Below are 20876 nucleotides of genomic sequence, written 5' to 3' on the forward strand. Positions count from 1 at the left end.
CATGCAACACGGAACCCAACAAGACCAGCGCCTGGCCGCCGCCCTGCAAGCCGGCTATGTACTGCCCGACGAACTGAGCCTGGTGGACAGGCTGCGCCTGAGCCTGGCCCAGGCTGCCAGCCTACGCTTTGGGCGCAGCACGCAGAGCTGGGCCAGCGTGCTCGGACAGGACGAGGCGGTGCAGCTGGCCGAACTGGCCAGCCTGCCGCTGCCCCGCCTGCAGGCCGATTTCCTGGCCGCGCTGGATTGGCAGCCGGAAACCACGCTCTGGCAGCAGCTCTGGCAGCTCGTGCAGCGCTATGACGGCTGGTGCCAGCAGCTGCTGGTCGCCGAATCGGCGGCGGGCAAGGCGCTCGGCCAGGCCCTGCTCACCCAGATCGAACAGGGCCTAGCCGGCCTACTCGCGCGCTGCATCCAGCTGTTTGGCCACCCAGGCGGGCAGCTGCATCCGAGCTGGGCCCGGCATGGTCTGGCGCAGATGGCGCACTGGCAGGCCCAGGTCGGCAGCGGCAAATCGGATGCCGGGCAGGCCAAGTCGCGCCGCGACCTGCTGCGGCGTGCCTGGCTGGCCATCAGTCAGGCGATAGCCCGTCAGCAGGGCGAGGCGCAGCGGCAGTTCGAGCGCAGCCTGCACAGCGGCCGGCACGACCCGGCCATGGGCCTGCTGCTAAGCAGCCTGCAGCTCTACCAGCACAGCCGCGCGCCGCTCAACCGCTTTCCCGAGCGGCTGATCGAGTTCTACTACCGCGACCTCTTGCGGCTGCAGCCGCGACCGGCGGCCAGCGAACGCGTGCACCTGCTGTTGGAACGCGAACCGCGCTTCAACGGCGCGGTCAGCATCACGCCGGGCATGCGTTTTCTGGGCGGCAAGGATGCGCAGGGACAAACACTGGAATTCGCCGCAGACAGCGGCCTGGAACTCAGCCAGACCCGAGTCAGCGCGCTCTACACGCTGCGCAGCGAGCGCGACCCGCTGATCTCGCCCGAACGCGAGTTCGATTACGCAACCCGGCTGAAGGTGGAAGCCCTGCCGCTGCTGGCGCCCGAGGCCGCCTATGCGGCCCGCCCACCGTGGTGGCCGCTGCTGGGCGGCCAGGCCAAGGGGTCCAGCGCCCAGGCACAGGATGCCGAGCTGGGCCTGGCCATCGCCAGCCCGCTGCTGATCCTGAAGGAAGGCCGCCGCGAACTGCGCCTGCGCGTGCAGCTCGCCCATCCAGCCGATCAGGATGGGGTCTTGCAGCAGGCTTTGCGCCAGCCCGCGGCCAAGCGTACGCCGGCCTGGCTGGCCACGGTCTACGCACGCTATGCCGCCTATGAGCAGCAGCATTTCCCGCCCCGTCCGCGCCCCGGACCGCCCGAGCCAATCAGCGATCCGGCCAGCCTGGCCGAAGCGGCCTGGCAGCGCGCCACGCAGTTCCAGGCCGATGTGCAGCTCAGCTATCTGCTAGCCCGCTGCCTGGCCTGCCGCAGCCCGGACTATTTCGCCGAGCGGCTGGGCCGCCTGTTTGCCGCCTGGCTACAGGCGCGCGAGGAAGACCTGCGCCCGGTCGACCTAGCAGCCCTGCGCGCGCATGCAGCCCAGCTGCGCGGTGAGCAAGTACCGCGCCGGGTGGAAATCGACGACCCGCTGATCCTGATCTATCCACCGCGCGAAGGCAGCGCGATCCAGCCTGACCGCACGCTGATCTTCGGCCGCGTGCTGGCCGATGCCTGGGAAGCCAAGCTGAGTACAGCCAGCGGCTGGCTGACCCTGGACAAGGTCTTCATGCGTCGCCACCAGGTCGAGGCGGGCAATCCGCGCTGCGGCGGCAGCCTGGAGCTGGTGCTGCGCCTGGGTGCCGAGCAGGCTGCCATCGTGCCGTGCCAACCCGCCGTGCACGGCGCGCTCTGGCCGGCCCAGGCGGTGTTGCAGCTGCGCCTGCAGACCCGCAGCCGTCTGTATGCCTACAGCCTGCTGCAGCAATATCAGCTGCTCGAACTGAATCTGAGCGTGGCGGTGCGCGGCCTGCGCGATGTGGTACTGTACAACCAGCTCGGCCGGCTCGATCCGTCCAAGCCCTTCCAGCCCTTCGGCCCAGCGCCCACGGCCGGCAGCTATCTGCTACTGGGCAGCCCCGAACTGGCTTGCAAACCGCTGCAGGCGCTGCAGCTGCAGCTCAAATGGTCCGACCTGCCCAGCGCGCGCGGCGGGATGGCCGAGCACTATGCGGGCTATCCAGGCGAGTGGCGCAGCAGTGCCTTTCTGACCCGGCCTCAGGTGCTGGTCGACGGGCAGTGGTGTCAGGGCATGGGTAGCGGTCTCGCCCTATTCAGCGAGCACGCCGGCAGTGGACGTCTGCAGGCCAACCAGCGCCTGAACTTCCCGCCCGCCGAGCTGCGCCGCCTGCACCGGGCCAGCCCGCCCCTGCCGGCCGAGCAGCCCTTCCTGTTCGGCCTGAACAGCCGCAATGGCTTCTTCCGCTTCGATCTGAGCGAACCGGCGCAGGCCTTTGGCCACGCGCTCTACCCTGGCCTGCTCAGCGCCGTGCTGACCCGCAATGCGCGCAGCAAGCAGACGACCAAGCTGCCCCTGGAACCCTATACCCCCAAGCTGGAAAGCCTGACCCTCAACTACCAGGCCAGCCAGGATCTGCCACTCAGCGCCGAACCGGCCAAGCAGCGCAGCGATGGGCTGTTGCAGCGCGTCTACCACCTGCACCCATTCGGCCTGCTGGAAATCGGCCGCCAGGGCAGCACCACGCAGCCTAGCCTGCTGCCCCACTATCAATACGACGGCAATCTGTATATCGGCCTGGCGGGCGAAGACCCGCAGGGTGGCCTGAACCTGTTCTTCCACCTGCGCAAGGAGGAAGCGGCCGAGCGCTGGCTGGAGGCCGCCCCCACCTTGCACTGGGCCAGCTGGCAGGCCGGCGGCTGGCAGGCGCTGCGCCCCCAGCAGCAGCTGGCCGATAGCACCCAGGGCCTGCTGCGCTCGGGCATCGTGCAGCTGAACCTGCCAGCCGGCATGAGCACCGATTGCGATGCGCTGCCCGAGGCCGGCTACTGGCTGCGCCTGAGCGCCGACTGGGGCTTCAGCCAGCTGGCCGGCCTGTATGGTGTATACACGCATGCCATCAGCGCCAGCCGCTGCACACCAGCCGGCGCGGACGAGGGCCTGCTGCCGCTGGCGCCGGGCAGTGTGAATGCGCCGGCGCAAAGCCTGCCTGGCCTGCGCAGCGTGCTGCAGATCGGCCCCTCCTACGGCCGCCGCCCGGCCGACCCGGACGCCGCGCTGCGCCTGCGTGCTGCAGAACGCCTGCGCCACAAGCTGCGCGCCCAGACCAGCTGGGACTACGAGCGCCTGCTGCTGGATGCGTTTCCCGAGGCCTTCAAGGTCAAATGCTTCCCCCACCATCAGGCTAGCCTGGGCGATGGGCGCGGCCTGGGCCAACAGGCGCTCGACCGTGCGCCAGGCCAGGTGCTGCTGGTGGTGGTGCCGCAGCCGCAGCAGGGCAGCCTGTTCCACAGCACCGACGCGCCGCATCTGGACGCCGCCACCCTGGACGCCATGCAGCGCTATCTGCAGGCCCGCGCGCCGGCCGGCGCACGCGTGCTGGTGCGCAATGCCGCTTACGAACGCGTACAGCTGCGCGCCAGCCTGCGCCTGCAGCCGGGCTACCATGCCGGCGCCACGCTGCGCCGGCTCAACCAGCTGCTGGTCGAACACCTGTCGCCCTGGCATACCCAGGGCCTGGGCGCCGACTTCGATTGGACGCTGCGCGCCGAGACGCTGGAAGCGCTGCTGCGCCAGCAGGCCGAGGTGGCCCAGCTCAGCCAGCTCTCGCTCCTACATATCGTGCGCAATGACCAGTCCTTCCATGCGCTACGCGATACCACCACCCAAGCCAGCCGCCAGCTGCGCCCGGCCCAGCCCTGGAGCTTGCTGCTGCCGGTGCGCCAGCATTTGCTGGAATTGCTGGATGAGGCCACCCCGCTGCGCAGCGTGCCGACCGGCATCACCCGGCTGGAAGTGGGCAGCACCTTTATCGTCGGGCGCGGCATCAGCGCAGAAGCGAGCCAGGCATGACCAGCCGCAGCCGCGAATCGCTCAAGCGCTATTTCCGCGAAGGCGCCCTGCCCAATGAGGATCACTTCGCCGATCTGATCGACTCGATGCTCAATATGAGCGACGAGGGCTTTCGCAAGACCGTCGAGCATGGTTTCGAGGTGTATTCGCCGCAGGGCCACGACGCGTTGCTCAGTTTCTTCCGTGACCAGGAGCCGGAAAGCCCGGCCTGGCGCCTGGAACTGGGCGGTGCGCAGGACCCGCTGCTGGTGCGCGGCCGCCAGCAGGTCGGCCAGCAGGCCTTGCTCAACGAAGGCCAGCATGCGCCGCCCGCCCTGCTCTGCCTCGACCAGGCCGGGCGCATCGGCATCGGCACCGAGGCGCCGCAGGCCACGCTGGATGTGGCCGGCGTGCTGAGCAGCCAGGGCCGGCGCGGCGCCTACCGGCGCGAGGTGGACAGCCCGCTGCTGGCCAATGGCGAATGGCAGGACCTGACCGATGCGCTGGAAGGCTGCCAGGCCTTCGAGATCATGGCCGGCGCCGGCCACCGCGGCCAGGGCCGTTTTGGCCTGCTGCATGCCACCGCGCTGAATACCTATAACCCGACCCTGGGCCTGTTGAACCTGTTCAACCGCAAGCGCGGCATACGCTGCACCCATGGCTTCTACAGCCGGCGCTGCGACCGGCTGCAGCTGCGCTGGCAGGGCAGCAGCGGGCGTAATGCCAGCTATAAGCTGCAGATTCGCACCGGCTGCGATTTCGGCAGCGGTGTGCGCATCCAGGCCCAGCTGACCCAGCTGTGGTTCGACCCGCATATGAGTGAGTCGCAAACATGAGGGCCGCCACCTTGCCGCTGCTCGATCAGGCGCTGGCCGAGACGCCACCCGAAGGCGCGCCAGCCCGCATCAGCCGCCTGCGCGAGGATGCCGACTTCAGCTTCATCGCGCTGCGCCGGCTCGGCATTGCCCAGGCGCAGGCACTAAGCGGCGAGCTGTGGACCGACTACAACCACCACGACCCCGGCGTCACCCTGCTCGAAGCACTGTGCTTCGCGTTGACCGAATCGGTGTTCGGCGCCGAAACAGCGCTGACCGATCTGCTGACCGCGCCGGATGGGCGCATCCACTACCGGCGCCATGCGCTGCATAGCGCCGAGGAGGCCCTGCCCTGCCGGCCCAGCACCGAGCTGGACTGGCAGCGCTACCTGCTTGACCGCGTACCCATGGTGCGCCAGCTGCGCCTGCAGATGCCCGCGCAGGACGGGTGCTGGCAGCTGGCGTTGCGCGCACCGGCTGGCCTGGGCGATGCCGCGGCGCGCGGCGCCGCGCAGGCCTACTGGGCACAGCGCAATCTGGGCGAGGACCTGTGCCTGCCGGTCGGCGTGTTACAACCGCGCTGGTGCAAGCTGCAACTGGCGCTGAGCGTGGATGGCGCGCGCGAACTGAACGACATCCTGCTCGAACTCGTGCAGCGCGCCGCCGCGCTGATCAGTGCCAGCCCGCAGCGCCAGTCGCCCCAGGCCCGATTGCGCGAGGCGGCCGCGGCCGGCATGCCCTTGGACAGCAGCGCGCTGTTCGAAGGCCCGGCGCTCCAGCATGGCTGGATAGCGGGCAACGAACTCGGCCAGGAGCCGGACAAGCGCCTGTATTTCAGCGATCTGGCGCGCGCACTGAGCGAGATCGACGGCGTGGTGACCATACACCGACTCGGCCTGCAGCTGATCGGCGCCGAGGCCGAGGTGGACGAAGGCGACAGCCTGGCCTGGTCGGGCCCGGACTGGGCGCTGGAGCTGCGCTGGCCCGAGCAGGTCGAGGACGTGCAGGGCTGGCAGCTGAGCCGGCGCGGCAGCCGCCTGAGCCTGGATGTGCCGGCTTTCCTGCAGCGCTTGGAGGACGAGCGCCAGACCAGCCGCCTGGCCAGCATGCTGGTGGCCGGCCGCCGCGCCGCCCCACGTCTACTGCCGCGCCCCAGCGGCCAGTACCGCGCACCGCTGCGCTATCTGTCCAGCTGGCAGCAGCTCCCGCCGCTGTATCGCGCTGCCCACAGCCGGCCGGCCGCCAGTGCCGATGGCGAAGCTCAGTTCGCCGGCTATCTGGCCCTGCTTGAACAGTGGCTGGCCCATGGCGAGGCCCAGCTACCTGCGCTGCGCAATCTGTTCAGCCTGAGCCGCGACACCAGCCATAGCTATGCCTGGGATGAGCTCGACGCCAGCCAGCTGCCGGGCCTCAGCGACCTGTATCTGGATGAGGCGGCTATGCGCGCGCAGCTGCGCGGGGACAGCGACCCGGTGCTGGAGCGGCGCAGCCGCGTGCTCGACCTACTGCTAGCCCTGCATGGCGAGAGCTGCGCACAGAACAGCATCCAGCGCTTCGGCTGCTACTACAGCGCCGCGTCATGGCAGGCCCATCTGTATGAATGCAAGCGTCGCCTGCTGCTGCGCATCGTGCGGCATACGCGCGACCGGGCCGGCGGCATCGATTACAGCCGCGCCTCGCTCGGGCGCAAGGGCAATACCGCCGCATTGCAGGAAAGAGTGAGCCTGCTGCTTGGCTTCAGCCACAGCCATAGCCGGCTGCTGAGCGGCGAGCTGGCTGCCCTGGGCATGGACCTGGATGAAAGCCCGCGCGCCGGCCCGGCCAGCGCGCCGCCGCCCGATGCCACAGTGCTGGCTCTGTGGCTGCCGCTGCGCGCAAGGCTAGATGCCCAGTATGCGCAGGATGTGGCCGACGGCCGGGTAGCGGCGCGCCTCGGCCACTACTTCACCGCGCTCGATCTGCAGGCACTACCCGCCGCCCTGCTGCGCTGTGCGGCCCATGCCGAGCGTTACCTGAGCAGTGCCGATGCAGAGCAGCCGCTCTGGCTGGGGCCCGACGAGCACGGCCACTGGTGGCCGCTGGCCGTGCGCCCAGGGCCGGCCGGCGTGCTGCCACCTGCGCTCTATCTGCATGAATTCGCCTGCCGCCTGCAGCGCGAGGCGGAGGGCCTGCACCTGGTCGAGCATGTACTATTGCGCCCACAGGACCCGCTGCCGCTCGATGCGGCGGCCGAGGCCTTCCATGGCCAGCGGCTCAGCCTGGTATTCACCGGCTGGACTGCGCGTGGCGCCGAGCAGAGCTTTCGCGATCTGGCCACCGAAACGGTGACCCTGGCCTGCCCGGCCCATCTGCGCCCCCAGCTGTTCTGGCCCGATGCCGCGCAGCTGGCCCGCTTCGAAGCCCTGTTCAGCGCCTGGCTGCATGCGCGCCAGGCGCATTGCCATGCCTGGACCCAGGGCGATGAGGCCAGCAGCATGGCGGCCACGCAGGAGCTCGACCAGTGTGCGGCTGCGCTGCGCGCGCTGCTGGAGAGCTGGGAACCGGCCCGCCAGGCGGAGGCGCCATGAACAGCCCGCGCATCCCCAGGCCAGAACCCGCGCACCAGATCGAGCTACTGAGCTGGTCCAGCCGCGCGCGCGACCGCCAGCAAGCGCAGGCGCACCAGGCCAGGCTGAGCCGCTTCCTGAACGGGCCGGGCCTCGCCACCATCGCGCGCGTGTTCAGCCGCGCCTCGCCACCGGGCGAAGTGTGGCAGCTCGATACGCTGGAGATTGACACCGGCCCGCTGGCCGCCGATGGCAGCTTCAGCCAGTGGGCCGACTGCCTGGCCGAACAGCTGTGGACCCAGCTGCTGCGTGCACGCCAGCAGCTGCCGCAGGCCAAGCACAGCACGGTCGCACCGCCGGGGCAGCTCGCCCGGCTGGGCGCCGAGCCGCCCGCACTACGCCCACGTGCCAGCAGCCAACATGCGCTGGAGAACTTCCTCTATTACCTCGTGCATGGTCACCTGCCCTGGTCGGTCAGCCCACTGGCCGGGCGTGAGCTATCGGGCTGGCTGAGCCGGCTGGCCCAGCGCACCGGGCCGCGGCTCTGGACGCTGCTGCAACAGCTGCGCCCGGGCGACTATGTGCTGGCTCGGCTCAGCCAGATCACCCCGCACCAGGGCCTGCAGGCGCTGCTGGCGGTACGCCACCGCGAGCTGGCCGACAGCCTACTGCTGCTGGATGCGCAGATCCTGGCCCCGCTGCAGGCACGCGGCCGACTCAGCGCCTACCAGCTCGCGCAGCTGCAACAGGCCTGGCGGGTGGCTGGTCTGCAGGCACTGTGGGGGCAGCGCGGCGGCAACCTGAGCGCCGATCGCCTGCGCCATCTGCAGCAGGCGCTGGCCGAGGCCCTGGTCCGCCAGCTCGGCCTGGCCTGGCGCGCCCACTGGCGCCCGCTGCGCCACGCCGGTCAGGGCAGCGGCGCCGGTGCCGAACTCGGTCAGCTGCTGCTGGGCAATCTGCTCGGCCAGCTTGGCCCACGCCCTGGCCAGCGCGTGCAGAACGCCAAATCGCTGCCCGGGCGTACGCCGCAGGGCGCCACACAGCCCGGCAAGCGCACGCCCGAGCCCGCCAAGGCGTCGGCACGCCTACAGGAACAAGCGCTGCACAGCCTGCTGGCCGGGCTGAACGGGGACAAGCCGCTCGGCACCGCTGCCCTGCTCGGCCTGCTGCAAGGGCTGGCCAGACAGGCGCCGCAGCGCCTGCAGACCCGCTTGCAGGTATTGGCGCTGCAGCGCGACTGGCGCCTGCGGCAAGCGCACGAGCGCGATCCTGGCCTGCATTGGCAGCTGATGCTGGCCCTGGCCGGCCAGCAACCCGCCCCTGGCGATGCCGAGCGGCAGCTGAGCCAGGCCAGCCATTGGCAGGAAACGCTGCGCCAGTTCGCCTTGGCGGCGCTGGCCCAGGGTGCGCAGCCGACTGCCGGCCAGGGCGCCGGCCTATCGGCCCTGCAAGCCTGGCTGCAGGACTACAGCCTGCGCCAGCTGGCGCTGGGCCAGCCCATGCCACGTGATGCCCGCGGCTGGGCGCAGCTATGGCGCGCGGCGCTGGCCGAATGGCAGGCGCCCGCGCCGCCACAGATGGCGGATGGGCCTGCCAGTGAGCAGCTGGCAAGCTCACCTGCCGCGCGGCCCGGCTGGCCCACCGCCCCAAACGACACCCCGGTGCAGGCCTGGCGGCTTACACCCAGGCGCTTCGGCGTGCAGCACAAGCCAGCCACCAGCGCGGACACAGGGCCTTGGCTGACGGCCAGGCGGCAGACGTTGCCCGCCTTGGCCGTACGCAGCACCGATCTGCCGCCCTCGCTCTGGGCTGCACGCTGGCAGGCGCAGCTGCGCCAAGACCGCGCAGCATCGACCGAGGCCGCGCTGAGCGCCCATCTGCAACGCTGGCAAGCCGAGCTGGCGGATACACACTCTGGCTTGGCCCATGCAAGCTCGGCGCCAAGCGCCGTTGCCACGCCAGGCGGGACCAGCCTGCCGAGCAGCGAGGCCCTGTGGTGCCACGGCCTGCGCTACCCGCTTGCCCAGCGCAAGGCCGCACTGGCGCCCTATCTGGAAAGCCAGGCCTGGTGCTGGCAGGTGGCGCAGCACTGGTCCCGCCAGCGCAAGCAGGAACTGCTGGTGCTGCTCAGTACGCCGCCGCTGGCGGCCGGGCAGGATTGGCACACGGCCCAGGCACGCTGGGACTGGTTACCCGCCGCCATTGCCGACTGCGCGCGCTGCCCGAGCAGCAGCGACACGCATCGCCGCCACGGCTGGCGCGACAAGGCGCTGCAGGACTGGCTATGGCTGCATGCGCTGCAATGGGTTTATCAGCAGGACGAGGGCAGCGCCCAGCCCACAGCGCTGTATGCGCACTGGCTGGCGCGCGCTGGCCTAACCCGACCTGAATCGGCCGCTCCACTAGATTTGGCGCAGCTGCGCGCACGGCTCTGGCAGCTGCGCGCCCAGCGACCGCCTGCGCCTGCGGCCCTGCGCACCGCTCAGGCAGAGGCTGACCAGGCCACGCTGGCCGACTGGCTGGCACAAGCCCTGGCGCGGCTGCTGCCCGACTGGTCGGCTGCGCGCCGCAAGGCCTGGCATGGGCAGCTGCTGGGTGTGGCGGGTGCCGATACCCAGGCCGGCCAGTTGACACGTCGCTATGCGGCCGCCTTGGCCGCCCGGCTGCCGCAACGCTTTGCCAGCGCCGGGCAGGCCATGCAGGCCTTGGCCAACGCCTTACGGCAGGTGGCAGCGCCCGTGAACAGACCCGAGGTGGTTACGGTAAGCAGCCAGGCCAGCGCCTGGCTGGCACGCCTGCAGCGCGCCGTGCTACAGGCCTTGCAGACGCCGCCCCATCCGCAGCCCAAGGCGCTGGCCACCACCCAGCCGCCATCGGCGGTCGCGGTCGATGCCGCAGCGGCAACACCTAACCAGGCGCTGGCCCTGCTCGCGCGCTTTGCCGCACTGCCAGCCAGTCAGCGCGGCTGGTTGCCGCGCCAGCAGCTGCAGCGCAGCCTGGCCGCGCCCGCGCTGTGCGCGCGCTGGCTGGCCAGCAGCAACAGCCGCCAGCGCTGGTCCTTGCTGGCCGCGCTATTCCCGGCCGATATCCGCCAGCTGCGCACCAGCAGCAAGCAGCTGCTGGCCAGCCAGGCCCTGCTGCAGCCCCAGCGTAATGAGGCCGCCCGCCTGGCCAGCCACTGGGCCTTTCTGGCCGACTACCTGTTCCTGAGCGGCCAGCCCATCCAGGCGGACTTGCTGCAACGCCGCTATGCCGTCCACCTGTGCCGCGAAGACCGAGCCGACCAGGGCGCACGCAGCGCCTCGCTGGCGCGCTGGCTGTGGCGGCTCGGCCAGGCACTGGCCGGCAGTGCCGAGCATGCGGATACGCCAGCACCAGGCAGCCCGCCACACCCAGGCCCCAGCGCGCTGCGCCGCCCACCCAGCCTGCTAGAGCAGCAGTTGGCCCAGCAAGCGCTGCCACTGCATGGCGACCCGGCCCATCCCGCCACGGCGCCCTCGCGCCCGGCCGGGCAGACCGATTGCCACTATCTGGACAATGCCGGCCTGGTGCTGCTGGCCAGCTATAGCCAGCGCCTGTTCGGCATGCTGGAACTGCTGGATGGCAAAACCTGGCGCGATGCGGCCGCCCAGGCCCAGGCGGTACGCTGCCTCGCCTATCTGGTGGATGGGCATGAGCAGGGCAGCGAGCCGGAATGGGTGCTGCCCAAGCTGCTATGCGGCATGCCGCAGGCCCAGGCCCTGCTCGATACGCCCGGGCTGAGCGAGGCCACGCGTGCCACGCTCGATGGCCTGCTGCAGGCGGTAATTGCGCATTGGCGCGCGCTGGGCAGCACCTCGCCGGACGGCCTGCGCCAGACCTTTCTGCAACGCGAGGGGCGCCTGACACACGAGCGGGCTGAGGCCGGCCAGCATTGGCAGCTGGCGGTGAAGAGCGGCCCCTTCGATATGCTGCTTGACCGGCTGCCCTGGTCCTACAGCACCATCAAACTGCCCTGGATGCACGAGGTGCTGTATGTCGACTGGCGTTGAGCCGCGCGGCAGCCTGCATGCCGAAGCCTTGCGCCAGGAGCTGGACTGGCTGGAGGCGGTGCTCGAGCTGCGTTTCAAGCAGCATTTCGAGCAACAGCCGTTTGCGCTCGCTGCACTGGCGCCGCCCGCACTGCTGGCCGGCAGCGCGCTGGCCGAGCTGGTGGCGCAATACGGCCTGGGCGCGCGCGAGCGCCTGCTGCTGGCCCTGGCCATGGCGCCACATCTACGCCCAGCCGCGCTCGATCTCTTTTTCGTCAAGAACCGCAATTTCGACCGCGGCTTCAGCGAGTTCGGCGGCATCAAGGCGCAGCGACATGGCGGCTTTCTGCCCAGCGGCGAGACCGCGGCCTTCCTCTTGGCCGGCGAAGACCTGGCCGCTCGCCTCGAGCTACTCAACCTGTTCGATGCCGAACAGGCCTTCGCACAAAGCGGCCTGGTGGTGCTGGAGGGCGAGGTGGGCGGCGAGCCGCAGCTAAGCGGCTTGCTCACCGTCACGGCCGAGGCGCTGCAGCGCCTGCAAAGTGGCGTGTGGCACAAGCCCGATTACAACGCGCAGTTCCCGGCCAAGCGCATCAGCTCGCAGCTGGGCTGGGATGAGCTGGTGCTGGCCCCCGAGGTGATGGACGAGATCGAGATCATCCAGTCCTGGCTACGCCAGGGGCCGGCCCTGATGCAGGACTGGGGGCTTGGGCGGGCAGTAAAACCCGGCTACCGCTGCCTGTTCTATGGCCCGCCGGGCACCGGCAAGACGCTGACCGCTACCTTGCTTGGCCAGAGCGCAGCGGTGGATGTCTACCGCATCGACCTATCCATGGTGGTGTCGAAATACATCGGCGAGACCGAGAAGAACCTGGCGCGGGTTTTCGATCAGGCGCAAAGCCGCCACTGGATCCTGTTCTTCGACGAGGCCGATGCGCTGTTCGGCAAGCGTTCGGCCACCCAGAACAGCAATGACCGCCATGCCAACCAGGAAATCGCCTACCTGCTGCAGCGCATAGAGGACTTTCCCGGCGTGGTGATCCTGGCCAGCAATCTGCGCGGCAATATCGATGAAGCCTTTTCGCGGCGTTTCCAATCCATGATCTATTTCCCCATGCCCGATGCGACCCAGCGCCTGCAGCTCTGGCGCAGCCTGTTGAACCAGCCCGAGCGGCTGGCCGACGATATCGACCTGCTTGAACTGGCCGAGCAACACGAGCTATCGGGCGGGGCGATGGTGAATGTGCTGCGCTTTGCCGTGCTGCAGGCGAATCGCGAGGCGAGTAGCCAGCTGCATGCACGCCATCTGCAGCAGGGCCTGGCGCGCGAGATGCGCAAGGAAGGGAGGACGCTATGAGGGCCAAGCGCCTGCAGCAGCGCGTGCTCACGCTATGCCTGTGTCTGCTGCTGCCCGCCGCCGCGGCCAAGCTGGTGTTGGCGCCACCGCCGGCCGACAAGCCCGCGGCCGCCGCGCAGAGCGGCCCCGGCACAGTCAACCCGGCCTGCCCGGGCAGCGAGGACCCCGGTCTGCTGCTGCAGAACTGCGACCCACAGATCGAGCCGCTGACCCTGCGCAAGACAGCCGCCACCGGCCTGCCGGCCGCGCGGCTCGGTCAGGATTATCGCTATCGCTTCCAGGCCAGCGGCGGTCAGGCGCCGTATCGCTTCCAGGCCCTGGCGGGCGGCTTGCCCGAGGGCCTGCAGCTGAGCGCAGACGGCGAGCTGCAGGGCAAGAGCAGCCAGCACGGCCGTTTTCTGTTCACACTCGAGCTGCGCGACCAGGCCGGCCAGGTGCTGCGCCAGCGCTATCGGCTGAACGTGCTCGGCCCGGCTTCGCCCACCACCCGGCCGCCTCCCCCCGCGCCCAAGCCCCTGCCGGCCAAGATCAGCCAGATCGAGACCCTGCCGATTGCCGCCGCCCAAAGACCGCTGGTGCCCAAGGGGCAGCTTGATACCTATCTGCTCAGTGCCAAACTGGTCGAAGCGATCAAGCCTGCCCCGCCACCTGCCAAGGAGGCGGCGCCCGAGCAGAATAGCGCCGAGGCCGTGGCCGAGCTGCACAGCACGCCAGTGGCCCAGCCGGCCCAGCCAAGCCCGGACAGCGCTGCCGCCACCGCGCCACTGGCGGGCGATGCGGCGCTGGCCGCACCCAAGCCCAGCCCAGCCACGCCGGCCAAACAGGGCGCGGACACCGCGGCGAGCAATGGCTTGGATGAGCTCAATGACGCGGCCGCCGCCCAATTGCAGCAGCTGTTGCAGCCCATGATCGGCGTCGAATTCCTGAATCGCGATCTGTTCGTGGCCGCACTCGACGCACGCGTGTGCAGCTATGCCGCCGAGTTGACCGACAAACAGGCGATTGCCAGCCGACAGAGTTCGCCCACGGCCGAGCAATGGCGCGCGCGCTGCGCAGTGGCTTGGGATGCGCCGCTAGGCAAAGCGGCCGAGACCGCCTCGGATGCCCCGGTCAGCTGGCAGGACCTGCCCGCCACCCTGCTGCCGCGCAAGCTGCGCGCCTGGCTGGTCGAGCAGGCCAAGCAGGCCAGGCAGCTCGATAGCCAGGCCGCACCGGTCTGGCAGGGCACCGGCTGCAACTGCCTGCGCAGCGCCGACGGCCGTGCCGTCTGGCGCTTCGCTCCGGCCTGGCAGAACACCGCCGACAGCATGCCGATCGACTTCAGCCTGTATGAACGCATCGTCGGCTTTGCCCAGCCCTTCGACGACGATGGCAATGTGCTGCAGCCGCACCCGAGCGAGGCGCAGCTGGCCTTCTTCCGCGCCGTGCACCTGTATGGCAGCAAGCTCGACCTTGCCCTGTACCGCGGCGACTGGCAGTTCCTGCAACGCCTGCCCGATGACCACCAGCAACGCATCGCCGAGCAGGTGGCCCGCCAGGCGCGCCGCCTGCTCGATACGCCGCTGCGCCAGCTGGGCGAGCGCTGGCAGGATCGCATCCCGGGTCTGGCCGAGGCCGAATACCTGGGTGATGGCCTGACCCTGTATCTGGACCGTCTGCCCACCAGCGGCGAACCCGGTTACGCGGTCTTCGATGCATTCCGCCACCGGCTGATCCAGGCCCTGATCACCGAACTGCGCCAGAGCCCGCGCAGCTACACGCTGAGCCTGATGCTGAACGGTGGCGACCTGCTGCCCGAACTGCAAAGTCCCGACCCGGCACGCCAAGCAAAAGGGCAGGCCAGCCCGCCCAAACAGGCGCGCTGGTCGATAGAGCGGCTGTTCGACTACCTGGTGATGGCTGAAGATCCACCCTTCGAGGACGGCCGTATCCGCAACGAGAACGGCGGCTACCGCAGCCAGACCAATCTGACCATCCAGTACCTGATCCTGTTGCCCGAGCCGAGCACGCGCAGCAAGAAGGTGCTGCGCGAATCGATCGAGGGCGCGCGTGCGCTAGTGGGCGGCAATCGCGCCATCTTCCTGCGCCGCCTGCTGCCGGTGGTGCCGCTGGGCAGTGCCGAGCCGCAGCAGTTCATCGACGATATGGCCTATTTCAACGACAACTTCGGTGGTGTGGCCTACTGGCCGAAGCCCGCCGCCGATGCCGGTCTGGAAACGCTAATCAGCAAGACGGTGCGCAGCACCTTCCTAGGGGCAGAGCCTGCTGAAAACGCCTTGTGCAATGCCGTTTGCGACTGGCGCTGGCCGCTGCGCGCGCTGTTCTGGCTGCTGCTCGGCATCGCGGTGCTCTCGCTCGCCCTCTTCCTACTGTCCTGCCGCATCCGCGCCCTGGGCCGCCCCTACCAGCTCTACCTGCTGCTGGCCGGCATCCTGCCGCTCGTGCTGGGCGGCCTGCTACTGCGCTGCGACCCCAGCCTCGCCTCGGCCGACATCACCAACCGCCTGCTCACCTGGGTGCTGGTGGCCGTCATCCTCAGCATGCTGTTCCCGCTGCTGAAGCCCAAGGTGGAAAAACCCTAAGCCCCAGGAGGGATTCGATATGAAGGTCGCCAAGCAAGTATGGGTCCGGCCAGTGCAGGCCCAGAGCTCAGCCAATGAGCCGAGCGGCGGTGCTCAGGCCCGCATCGATAGCAGCCCACGCCAACAAACACAGAGCGGAAAGCTATTGCAGCTCAAACAGAACTTGGCCGCTGGGCAACAGGCCATCATTCAGCGCGTGGGTGGCAGCAAGTATGGCTTCAAGAAGGATGAGGAAGCAGATCCAGAAGAGGTTCTGCTGCTACAGCAAGAAATAGACCGTTACAAAAACAGCCTTAAACAGAAAAAAGCGAATGCTGCCAGCGCTTTCCAAGGTAAGGAAGGCAATAAAGATGCCCAGAGCAACTATTCCGCCGCCCTGAAAAATGCTTCTTGGGATTTGAATGAATTCAGCCAATCCATTCAGGAGCATTTTGATGTATCGGATAACTTAATCACCAGCAAAAATAGCAAGCGCAAGGTCGCCACCTTGGTTCAAGGAGACGCTGCCTATGTACAACATACCGCAGCGGAAAAAGAAGGACATTCAGCAGTATACAAACGAGTCGGGCTCAATGGGCCAAGCAAGAAAGATTACATCAAAACTGGCCGCGGCTATTTGCGGCGCTTCGCTTATCGTGGCCTAACGCCGGATGAAGAATTGGGCAATGCAGAAAATCGAGACATCCTAAGACCATATAACCATGCCTATTTGAGTACTGGAAAAAAGAAAGCCAATTCCGATTGGAGCACAAAGACCATGAAGGCCGCAAAGAACTCGGACTCGGATTTAACATGGCTGAAGGAAAAGTCCAACAACCCTGGCCTCGCATCGATTCCGGCCAGCTCATTAGAATTCCTGCAGCACCGAAAAAATGCCAACAAACTGTTCTCGGCCAGCTCCACAGCCAAAAACATCACCTCAAATCAAGGGGATGCCTTCACTGAAGGCGGGCGTTTTAAGCTGGATCTGAGCAAGGTGCCGCTCAACGATATCCTCGATCAGTACACCGAAGGTGGCAATGCCTCCATCCAGCACGGTCTGTCCACCGACCAAATCGGCGTCGGCGGTCAGGCGAAGCTGGAAGAGGAAATCAAGCGCGCCAAGGAATCCGCCATCCGCAACCGGGAAATCCATCTGCGCGCCTACCCCCGTAGCGCCATCGTGGAACACGAAAAATGAGCGGCCGACTACGCGGGCATTCAATGCTGCTTATCTGTGCGATTCGACAACACAGTACTGAAAGAGCGGCACAGTGATCCGATGCCGGCCACAGTTTGCGACGCAATGGGCCAACTAGCGCAACACACCGAGGATGAAGGCGATGAAGGTGTACAAATCCAAACCCGCAAGCGAGGCGGAAGCAGATACGCAACCAGCCCATCCGAGGGGCAAGGTACAAAGCCTTGCCGATAACAGTACGCGTCAGCTTGCCCAGGCAAAGCAGCTGTCCGCGCTGCAGGCCAAAGGAAATGGCCTGCCGCTACCCCTGCGACAAGGCATAGAGGCGCTGTCTGGCTTGGATATGGGCGGTGTGCGCGTGCATCGCAATTCCAGCAAACCCGCGCAGTTGCAGGCACATGCTTACGCGCAGGGCAATGACATCTATTTGGGACCGGGGACAGAGCAACACCTGCCACATGAGGCCTGGCACTTGGTGCAACAACGGCAAGGGCGAGTCAAGCCGACGCTGCAAACCGCGGGAGGCGTATCGATCAATAATGACCCCCAACTTGAGCATGAAGCCGACGTCATGGGTAGTAAGGCCATTCAGCGCAAAGCCATCCTGCCGCTGACCAGTCATGGCACAGCCACCAGCCCAATCAGTCATACCTCGCCAACGCAGCAAGCTGCCATATCCATCGTCCAGCGAAAAACCGCCGTAGCTGTCACGGGCTCAATACCCAAGCAGGACAAAATGGTAATCGATGGCGTGCGGGTATTTGATCGTACCTATCCTGGCGAAAAGAGCATCCTCGGTAAGAAAGGCAAAGGTAAGCACCGTAATCACACCCTGGGTTGGGATTTATACAAAACAGCGTGGGAAAAGAGATATGAGGGAAAAACCATTGGTGACATGGCAAATGATCTGGGCTGTGGCAACACACAGGCCGAAGTTGAAGAAGCCTATGCCAATCAAATCGATGCGACTGCGCGCAGCATGACACTCTATTACGGGGATGGACATTCCAATATGTCCGGCGGACAGAAGTACAAACAAGCCAAAAAGGAATACCGAAAATCCCATGATTACAAACACAGCAAGAAAAAGCTCACTAAAAAAGAGGAAAAGGAACATCTGAACAAGAAACGTAAGTTCGCTGAGTCCGCACTCGATATGCCTACGCAGAAAGAAATCGGTCTGAAATCCAAGTCGTACAAAAAACTCAAAACCGGCTTGGAGGGCGAAAGAAGTTCATTGATTCAAGAGGCCTACGACACCGATGACGAGGGCCTGTGAAACGGGCAAGCAAGGCCGAATGCCGCACTCATTTGGCGGGGATGCTCATTTCAGCATGTTCTCCGATGTGGCAAGCAACTCAGCCGAAGATAGCCCCTCGCGCAACGCATAACGAGTCAGCTCAGCAATGCTATGAATATCCAGCTTCTTGAACAGATGCTCGCGGTGGCTGGCCACCGTCTTGGCACTGAGGAACAAGCGCTTCGCGATGGCCTGAGTGCTGTGGCCCTCAGCAAACAGCTGGGCAATCTGCCTTTCGCGCGGGGTCAGCTGGGGCAGCTTGATCACCTCGCGCGCGGCGGCCGGGCTGCGGCAGGCGTGCATCACACTGCCGATCAGCTCACCGCTCAGATATATCTGGTTCGCCATCACGCGCCGGATGCCGCGTGCCAGCTCGTCAAAGGAATTGTCCTTCAGCACATAGCCGGCGGCGCCCGCATCCAGCGCCGCCATCACCTCCTGCGGCCGATCACTGACCGACAGGCAGAGCAGCTTGCAGGGCAGCGCCTCGCTACTCAGGCGACGGATGGCCTCCAGGCCATTCATGATGGGCATGCCGATATCGGTTACCACCACATCCGGCTTCAGCGTGCGTGCCAGCTGCAGCAATTCCATGCCATTGCGCGCCTGCGCCATCACCTCGATATCGCGCTCACGCTGCAAGAGAGCAATCAGCCCTTCGCGCACCACGGCATGATCGTCCGCCAGAATCAGCCGGATCGTCATTGCCCGGCCTTATTCGAACCGGTCATCTGGCGCCGCATCGGCTGCGCCTCAGCCGCTTGCGGTCGCCACAGGATACGCGCGCACAATCCGGCGCCCGGCTGGCTGAATAGCTGCAGCTCGGCCCCGATCAGGGCCAGGCAAGCCGGTAGCTGGCGCAAACCATAGCTGCTGGCCGATTCGGCCTGTAGGGCATGCGGGTCCAGGCCCGGCCCGTCATCGGATACGCTCAGTACAATGCCCTCCCCGTCCTCACTCGAACGCAAGCTCAGCTGAATCGCGGCACCGGGCGCGTGCTTGCAGGCGTTCACCAGCAGCTCGCGCGCCGCGCGCAACAGCATCTTGCCGACAGACAGGGGCAAAGCATCGGGCAGGGGCTGGCAGTCTAGTTGCAGATCGCGCTGGCTCAGGCGACTAACGTCGGCCGCCATCTGCAGCAATTGCTGGTCGAAGGCGAGCGGCACAGCACGGGCACTCTCGCGCAAATCGCCAATCAGCCCGCGCGTGGAGCGCAATGCCTCCTTGACCAACTGGCGACTGTGACGCAGCGCCGATTCGCGCACCCCAGCGCGCGCACCCTGCGCCGTATCCAGTTGTATCAGGGCAAAAGACAGCAACTGAGCCAGGCTGTCATGCAGATGTTTGACGAGTTCACTGGTCCGATCGACCTGCCCAGCGCCGTCTGCCGACGTCAAAGCTGCTGCAGCCCGCAGTTGCGTATCGCGCATCGCTTCCTCTTCCTTAAGCCGTTCTGCGCCCTATTGGTACGCAGCGCATTCCTCAGCCTGAACCCAGCTGTTTTCGCCATCTGGCCGAGGACCGGCCGTGACCTTGTCCCCGTTATAGTAGGCACAGACGATCTTGCTGGCTGTGACCCAGATCACTTTGTACAGGAGCGTGACTGCCGATATGGGAGTGCAAGCACTCATGGCTCGGCTCGGTATGGGAACGGTGCTGAGCGCTTGCCTGGTTCCCTTTCAAGGCCGTACGCAGAGAGCTCGGCAGTCTGCCTGTCGCGGATATCGATACCGCCCTGGTGATGAAGTGCATCGAACCGCTGTGGAAGGACAAGACCGAGACCGCCAGCCGTTTGCGGGAACGGATTGAGAGCATCCTTGATTGGGCTACCGTGCGCGGCTACCGCCAGGGCGAGAACCCGGCCCGCTGGCGTGGGCACCTGGAAAGTCTGCTACCCGCGCGCAAGAAAGCCCAGCAGGTGGAACACCATGCCGCCTTGCCCTATGCGGAACTGCCCGCATTCATGCAGTCGCTGCGTAAGCAAACCGGTGTGGCCGCACTGGCTTTTGAGTTCTGCATTCTGACGGCTACCCGTACCAGCGAAACCATGGGTGCACGCTGGGAAGAATTTGATCTGGACGCCAGGCTGTGGACGATTCCCGCGGCACGCATGAAAGCCAATCGCGAACAACGCATACCGCTATCTGACCGCTGCCTGCAGATCCTGGTCCAGATGCAGGCGCTCGCCAGTGAATGGGTATTCCCTGGCGCAAGGGCTGGCAAACCGCTATCGAATATGGCCTTCCTGATGTGTTTGCGCCGTATGGACCGACCTGACCTTACGGTACATGGCTTTCGCTCTACGTTCCGTGACTGGTGTGCGGAATCCACCAACTATGCACACGAAGTCGCCGAGATGGCGCTGGCGCATACGGTGAGTGATGCGGTGGAGGCTGCGTATCGACGCGGGGACTTGCTGCAGAAGCGGCATCAGTTAATGGCGGATTGGGCGGCGCAATGCGACTGAACCAGGCGCAACTGTGGAGACGCCAAAGCCAATAGCTCGCGAATGTTTTTTCTAAGCTAGAGGAGCTGGCAGGTAATGGGCTGACAGCAACCGCAGATGCTTCGGCGCTGAGCGTGGCCGGGTATGTACCCAATACATTCCCACTGCCCAGCATGGAGGTTTACCGGGTTAATTGATATCTCTGCCATGCCTGAATCGCAAAGGCTAACGTAAATATTTCAGCCATCCCTTGTTTGCTGATGTCATAACCCCCCGTTAAACTCTTACGCTAATTCGCAGTGATGCCCACATCACGCACATCATTAGCATGCAATGCCCCCGCGGCATTGACGGGAGGAAACCCTATGGCCATGTCGCTCGCCGACCTGCCGAACGCGCTCGTCCAGCTGTTCGACCCGACGGCGCTGTTCGACGCCCACACCCGGCTGTATGCCCTGCAAGTGGCTGGCCTCGATGCGGGCAGCCTGCTGGTCGAATCCTTCAGCGGCATCGATGCGCTGTCCGCCTTACCCGTCCTTGAACTCCACTGCCTGTCCACCGATGCCGGTCTTGATCTCGGTGAGCTGCTCGGCCG

At 66.5% G+C, this 20876-nt stretch carries 12 protein-coding genes and 1 pseudogene; 11 read left to right on the forward strand and 2 right to left on the reverse strand.

Annotated elements, in window-relative coordinates; genetic code table 11:
* The first annotated feature begins 1 nt into the window (after position 1).
* From BT173_RS18675 to BT173_RS18710, 8 genes are all read left to right on the forward strand, one after another.
* Positions 2-4066, forward strand: coding sequence for a baseplate J/gp47 family protein (locus BT173_RS18675; protein ID WP_072430193.1), 4065 nt, complete (start codon positions 2-4; stop codon positions 4064-4066).
* Positions 4063-4881 (forward strand): hypothetical protein, encoded by an 819-nt coding sequence (locus tag BT173_RS18680; protein WP_072430194.1) that lies wholly within the window; start codon positions 4063-4065, stop codon positions 4879-4881. Before BT173_RS18675 ends, BT173_RS18680 begins: the two co-directional genes overlap by 4 nt.
* Entirely contained in the window at positions 4878-7427 is a 2550-nt protein-coding gene (locus BT173_RS18685; protein ID WP_072430195.1) for a baseplate wedge protein, read from the forward strand. The genes BT173_RS18680 and BT173_RS18685 overlap by 4 nt, the downstream gene beginning before the upstream one ends.
* Complete coding sequence (locus BT173_RS18690) at positions 7424-11437, forward strand: contractile injection system tape measure protein (protein WP_072430196.1); 4014 nt, start codon at positions 7424-7426, stop codon at positions 11435-11437. The genes BT173_RS18685 and BT173_RS18690 overlap by 4 nt, the downstream gene beginning before the upstream one ends.
* The gene (locus BT173_RS18695) at positions 11421-12773 is read left to right on the forward strand and encodes an ATP-binding protein (RefSeq protein WP_072430197.1); all 1353 of its coding nucleotides are present in this window, start codon (positions 11421-11423) and stop codon (positions 12771-12773) included. Before BT173_RS18690 ends, BT173_RS18695 begins: the two co-directional genes overlap by 17 nt.
* Positions 12770-15355, forward strand: a complete 2586-nt coding sequence (locus BT173_RS18700; protein WP_072430198.1) for a putative Ig domain-containing protein — start codon at positions 12770-12772, stop codon at positions 15353-15355. The genes BT173_RS18695 and BT173_RS18700 overlap by 4 nt, the downstream gene beginning before the upstream one ends.
* A 19-nt stretch (positions 15356-15374) precedes the next feature.
* Entirely contained in the window at positions 15375-16535 is a 1161-nt protein-coding gene (locus BT173_RS18705) for a hypothetical protein (protein WP_072430199.1), read from the forward strand.
* Positions 16536-16677: 142 nt separating this feature from the next.
* Positions 16678-17814 (forward strand): eCIS core domain-containing protein, encoded by a 1137-nt coding sequence (locus BT173_RS18710; protein ID WP_072430200.1) that lies wholly within the window; start codon positions 16678-16680, stop codon positions 17812-17814.
* Positions 17815-17859: 45 nt separating this feature from the next.
* Here BT173_RS18710 and BT173_RS18715 read toward each other — a convergent pair whose 3' ends face one another.
* On the reverse strand, positions 17860-18540 hold the full coding sequence (locus tag BT173_RS18715; RefSeq protein WP_072430201.1) for a response regulator: 681 nt from the start codon (positions 18538-18540) through the stop codon (positions 17860-17862).
* A complete protein-coding gene (locus BT173_RS18720) occupies positions 18537-19265 on the reverse strand; it encodes a sensor histidine kinase (RefSeq protein ID WP_072430202.1) in 729 nt (242 codons plus the stop codon). The genes BT173_RS18715 and BT173_RS18720 overlap by 4 nt, the downstream gene beginning before the upstream one ends.
* 269 nt (positions 19266-19534) lie before the next feature.
* Between BT173_RS18720 and BT173_RS20085 the strand changes: the two are divergent.
* From BT173_RS20085 to BT173_RS18730, 3 genes and pseudogenes are all read left to right on the forward strand, one after another.
* A pseudogene (locus tag BT173_RS20085) lies at positions 19535-19702 on the forward strand (phage integrase central domain-containing protein); the annotation flags it as partial.
* 51 nt (positions 19703-19753) lie between these two features.
* The gene (locus BT173_RS18725; RefSeq protein WP_373279683.1) at positions 19754-20302 is read left to right on the forward strand and encodes a tyrosine-type recombinase/integrase; all 549 of its coding nucleotides are present in this window, start codon (positions 19754-19756) and stop codon (positions 20300-20302) included.
* A 344-nt stretch (positions 20303-20646) separates the two neighbouring features.
* A partial coding sequence (locus BT173_RS18730) for a hypothetical protein (protein ID WP_139256236.1) occupies positions 20647-20876 on the forward strand: 230 nt, incomplete at its 3' end.

The sequence above is a fragment of the Chitinimonas taiwanensis DSM 18899 genome (assembly GCF_900119825.1).
GTDB classification, from domain to species: domain Bacteria; phylum Pseudomonadota; class Gammaproteobacteria; order Burkholderiales; family Chitinimonadaceae; genus Chitinimonas; species Chitinimonas taiwanensis.